This is a genomic window from Eggerthella sp. (genome assembly GCF_048329335.1).
Lineage (GTDB): Bacteria > Actinomycetota > Coriobacteriia > Coriobacteriales > Eggerthellaceae > Eggerthella > Eggerthella lenta.
In genome coordinates this window covers 1-4,293 of record NZ_DBFEGU010000037.1, presented here as the reverse complement: position 1 = coordinate 4,293, position 4,293 = coordinate 1, and the positions used below count along the sequence as shown (strand labels likewise).

General features: G+C 68.9%; 5 protein-coding genes. 3 read left to right on the top strand and 2 right to left on the bottom strand.

Annotated features, from left to right (window positions below):
* The 3 genes from ACMO6A_RS01425 to ACMO6A_RS01415 all read left to right on the top strand — a co-directional run.
* Positions 1-206, top strand: a 206-nt coding sequence (locus tag ACMO6A_RS01425; RefSeq protein WP_418470675.1) for a hypothetical protein, incomplete at its 5' end; no start/stop codon positions are given.
* Complete coding sequence (locus ACMO6A_RS01420) at positions 206-577, top strand: DUF1667 domain-containing protein (RefSeq protein WP_009304639.1); 372 nt, start codon at positions 206-208, stop codon at positions 575-577. The genes ACMO6A_RS01425 and ACMO6A_RS01420, both read left to right, overlap by 1 nt.
* A gap of 48 nt (positions 578-625) precedes the next feature.
* Positions 626-898 (top strand): hypothetical protein, encoded by a 273-nt coding sequence (locus tag ACMO6A_RS01415; RefSeq protein WP_009304638.1) that lies wholly within the window; start codon positions 626-628, stop codon positions 896-898.
* 358 nt (positions 899-1,256) lie between these two features.
* Here ACMO6A_RS01415 and ACMO6A_RS01410 read toward each other — a convergent pair whose 3' ends face one another.
* Positions 1,257-2,777 (bottom strand): DEAD/DEAH box helicase, encoded by a 1,521-nt coding sequence (locus tag ACMO6A_RS01410; RefSeq protein WP_009608372.1) that lies wholly within the window; start codon positions 2,775-2,777, stop codon positions 1,257-1,259.
* A gap of 213 nt (positions 2,778-2,990) precedes the next feature.
* On the bottom strand, positions 2,991-4,253 hold the full coding sequence (locus ACMO6A_RS01405; protein WP_418470676.1) for a glycosyltransferase: 1,263 nt from the start codon (positions 4,251-4,253) through the stop codon (positions 2,991-2,993).
* Between the last annotated feature and the right edge of the window lie 40 nt (positions 4,254-4,293).

The window sequence follows — 4,293 nt, the reverse complement described above, 5'->3', positions numbered from 1 at the left end:
TGGTGGAGGGGATCGACGAAGCCGGCCGGGTGCGCGAGCTGAAGCGCGCGAAGACGATGATCGCCGTGCCCGCCGAGATGGTGCTCGTCGTCCTGCCCGCGGGCGCCGCGGCGGGGTGCTCGGCCGTGCGCGTGCGCGTCGAGGGCCGCGACGAGGCCGCGCGCGTGGCCGACGAGACCGGCATGGCCGGAGGAGGCGCCGACTGATGCAGTTCGCTACCGACATCGCCGCCTACACGTGCATCTGCTGCCCGCTGGGCTGCCGTATAGAGGTCGCGCTCGACGAGAACGGGCAGGTGAGCGAGGTTTCCGGCTATACCTGCAAGCGCGGGGCCGACTACGCGGCGCAGGAGGCCGTCGCCCCCGAGCGCATGGTGACCGCCGTGCTGTGCGTGTCCGGCTGCCTGGAGCCGGTCAGCGTGAAGACGCAGCGTCCCGTGCCGAAAGCCGCTATGAAGGACGTGCTGGCCGCCGTCGCCGCGCTGCGGCTCGACGCGCCGGTCGCGGCCGGAGACGTGCTGATCGAGGACGTATGCGGCACCGGCGTGGCCGTCGTCGCCACGAAAAGCGTATGCTGAGCGAACGCGACCCCCGTCGGGCCGTTGTCGATGGGAAGGGCTTCCGATATGAACGATGAATCCGAGCGGATCGAGCAAGGATCCCATCCGGAGCGCGAGGAGGGAAACGGCGCCCGCACGGCCGCTACGGCTCTGGTCGCCTTCGGCACGCTCGTGCTGCTGTTCGCCGCGGCCGTGGTGGTGTTCCTGCTGATCGCGGAGTTGACGCGCGGCCAATGGATGCTGGCCGGCAGCGCCGTCGTCGTGCTGGCGTTCCTGCTGTGGCTGGGCAACCGCCTCGTCCACGTGGCCGCCAACCAGAACAAGAACCCCTTGGGCTAAGAGGTTGCCGCGCGCGGGTGTCGGCCTCGACGAGGCGGCGCTGAGGTTGCAGCCGGCGTTCGGCGGCGCGGACTCAGCGGCGAGCACGGTTTCACGAACCCATATGCGGCAAAATCGGGGTTTTGGCAGTTTTCGCGCCCTTCGCCGAACAGCTTCCAAGCAAACCCCCAGTTCACGGTTTGCCGAAACGGGAACATGGTCGTCATGGGCACCTCGAGACTGCCAAACCCCCGGTTTTGCCGCACGTTGGACCCGAAGTTCGCGCTGCCGGGTCTTCTCGCATGCCTTACAACGCAGAAGGAGTAATGCGGCGGGCGGCGGGAACCGGGGATGCTTCGCTTCCCGCCGTCCATGACGTCTATTTGCGCTTGCCGCCTCTGCTGCGCTGCTGGGCGAGGCTGGCGCGATGAGCGCGGCCCGGACGGAGATCGGGACCGCCCTTCTTCGCCGAAGACTGCGCGGGGCGCGCGCCTCCGGACGCGGGCTTGCCGCTGCGCTGGCCGGGCTGCCCTTGCTTCGCGTTCGCCCGGCCCGGCTGCTGGCGGTTCGGCTGGGCGCCCTTCGACGCGACGGGCTTCTTCGGCGCCTTGCGCTTCGGGGCGTTTTTCGGCGCGTCTTCGGCCTGCGCCTGCTCGCGGGCCTTGGCCTTCTTGCGCTCGCGCGCGGCCATCTCCTTGGCGGCCTGCTTGATCTCGGGGTCGCGGCGCGCGTCGGCGCGGGCGGCCTTGCCCGCGGCCTCTTCGGCGGCCTGCTCGGCATCGAACGAAGGCACCTCCATCTCGGGAATGGGGCGCTTGATGAGCTTCTCGATGTCGCGAAGCGCGTCGGCCGTCTCGGGGCTTACGAACGACACGGCGAAGCCCGCGGCGCCCGCTCGACCCGTGCGGCCGATGCGGTGGACGTAATCCTCGGGCTGGGTGGGCAGGTCATAGTTCACGACGTAGTCCACTTCCTCCACGTCGATGCCGCGCGCCAGCACGTCGGTTGCCACGAGCACGCCCGTCTTGCCGGCGGCGAAGTTGTCGAGCGCGCGGCGGCGCTGCGCCTGGCTGCGGTCGGAGTGGATAGCCTCGGCGGTGTAGCCCGCGCGCTTGAGGCGGCGGCACGTGGAATCGGCGCGGCTGCGCGTGCGGGCGAACACGATGACGCGGTCGGAGCCCTTCTCGGCCAGCACGGCCTTGAGCAGCGCCGGCTTGAGGGTCTGCGCCACGTGGACGATGTACTGCTCTACGGTGTCGGCCGTCTCGCCCTTGTGGGCGATCTCGACGAACGCCGGGTCGTGCAGCAGCTTGCCCACGCTGTTCTTGATGGACGCGTCGATGGTGGCCGAGAACAGCAGCGTCTGGCGCGAGGCGGGCGTGGCGCCGATGATCTTCTTCATGGCCGGCCAGAAGCCCATGTCCAGCATGCGGTCGGCCTCGTCCAGCACGAGCACCTCCACGTCGCCGAGGCGCACGGCGCCCTGTTCCATGAGGTCGACCAGGCGGCCCGGCGTGGCGATGAGGATGTCCACGCCGTGCTTGAGCTTGTTGATCTGCGGGGTGTAGGACAGGCCGCCCACCACGGTGAGGATGCGGTGATGCGTGGAGGCGGCGATGGCGGTGCACACCTCGCCGATCTGCTGGGCCAGCTCGCGCGTGGGGGTGACCACGAGCATGAGCGGGCCCTGCCCGCCCTTGGCATGGCCCAGGCGGTCGAGCGAGGGCAGCGAGAAGGCCGCGGTCTTGCCGGTGCCGGTCTTGGCGGCGGCGATGAGGTCGCGCCCTTCGAGCGCGAGAGGGATGGCCTGCTCCTGGACGGGCGTGGGCGCTTCGTAGCCCAGGCGCGCGACGGCTTCAAGAGCCTGGTCGGACAGGCCGAGTTCGTTGAATTGCTTCATTTGTCTCTGTTTTCTGTGTCGGTGCGGCACGGGTGCCGCTGATTGCAGGTGCGGGGTCGATCCGCCGCGTCATGCATTTCGGAAGATCGAGGCGCAACCGAGCGAACGTCGGGCGCCGAACAACCAGTATACGCTCATCGGTCGACCTCCGGTCCGATGAGCGCATAATGCACAAACCTGGTACCAAGCCGACGCGAAACCCCGTCTGCGCCCTTAGCGGATGTGGGCGGGCTTCTTTCCCCAGTAGAAGTGCAGCAGGTGCTTGCGGTAGCGCGGGTCGTCGGGGTTCTTCGGCGCGGCTATCAGGCGCAGCGTGGCGTTCGCGATGTCCTCGGCGGCGTTCGGGTGGCGCAGGAAGCTGCCGTTGATCAGCATGGCGTGGGCGCTTTCGGGGTTGCGCGCCACGTGGCGCAGCGTGTCCAGCAGCTCGCGCGCCGTGGTCACGTGCATGGCGGCGCCCAGCGAGGTGAGCATCTGCACGTTCACCTTCTCCTGGCCGTACGCTTTGCCCAGAAGGATCATCGGGACCTGCGCGCACAGGCACTCGGTAACCGTGAGGCCTCCCGACTTGCAGATGACCAGGTCGCTGGCCGCCATGAGCGCAGCCATGTCGTCCACGTAGTCGAGTACGGTGGCGTTGGAGAGCCCCAGATCGTCGCATTCCTGGCGCAGGTGGCGCGCGTAGTCGGCGTCGCTTCCGGCCACGAACACGAAGTGCAGCGTGTCGTCGAAGCCGTGCAGGTAGGGCAGCAGCTTGTCCAGCGCGGTGCGGAAGTGCACGTAGGGGCGGGGCAGGTACGCGCCCGCCAAGGCCAGCACGATGCGCCTATCCTGGGGCAGCTCCAACTGCTCGCGCACGGAGGGGCGGTCGTAGGCGCGGCGGAAATCGTCGCGCGTGGGGATGCCGGTGATGAGGATGCTCTCCTCGGGCACCTTGCGCGGGCGCAGCGTCTCGGCCATCGACTCGTTCGCGACGCAGAACAGATCGGCGGCCTTGTGCGGCCAGAGGCCCTCGGTCTCGTAGTCGGTGGGAACGCACACGATGGGGTAGTGCTGGCCGGTCAGCATGCGCGCCGCCACGGCCACGTTGGCGGCGGTGATGTGCGTGCACACGATGGCCAGCGGCTGCCTGTCGCGCACGTAGTCGGTGAACTTCGAGTACATGAGGTGCGACCAGATGGAGCCGCCGCCCCACAGAAGCCGTCCGGTGAGCGTGAAGCGCCAGGTGAGGTCGTAGATGGGACGCGTGGCGCCCGTGAACAGCGACGCAGCGTTGTTTCCGTCGAACACGATGCGGCCGTAATCCAGCACGTCGATCACCTCGATGTCGAGGTCGTCGGGGATGGGAGGCTGGCCGTCCGTCCGCTCGCCGTCCGCGTCGCGCATGAGCTCGAACGCCTGCGCGACGGCGTAGGCAGCGCTGCGGTGGCCGGAGCCCACCGATGCGTGCATCACGATGACCAGGGGCTTCTTCAGCTCGTCTTCGGGAGGCGCGAGCGCGCCGTCGTCGGCGTCC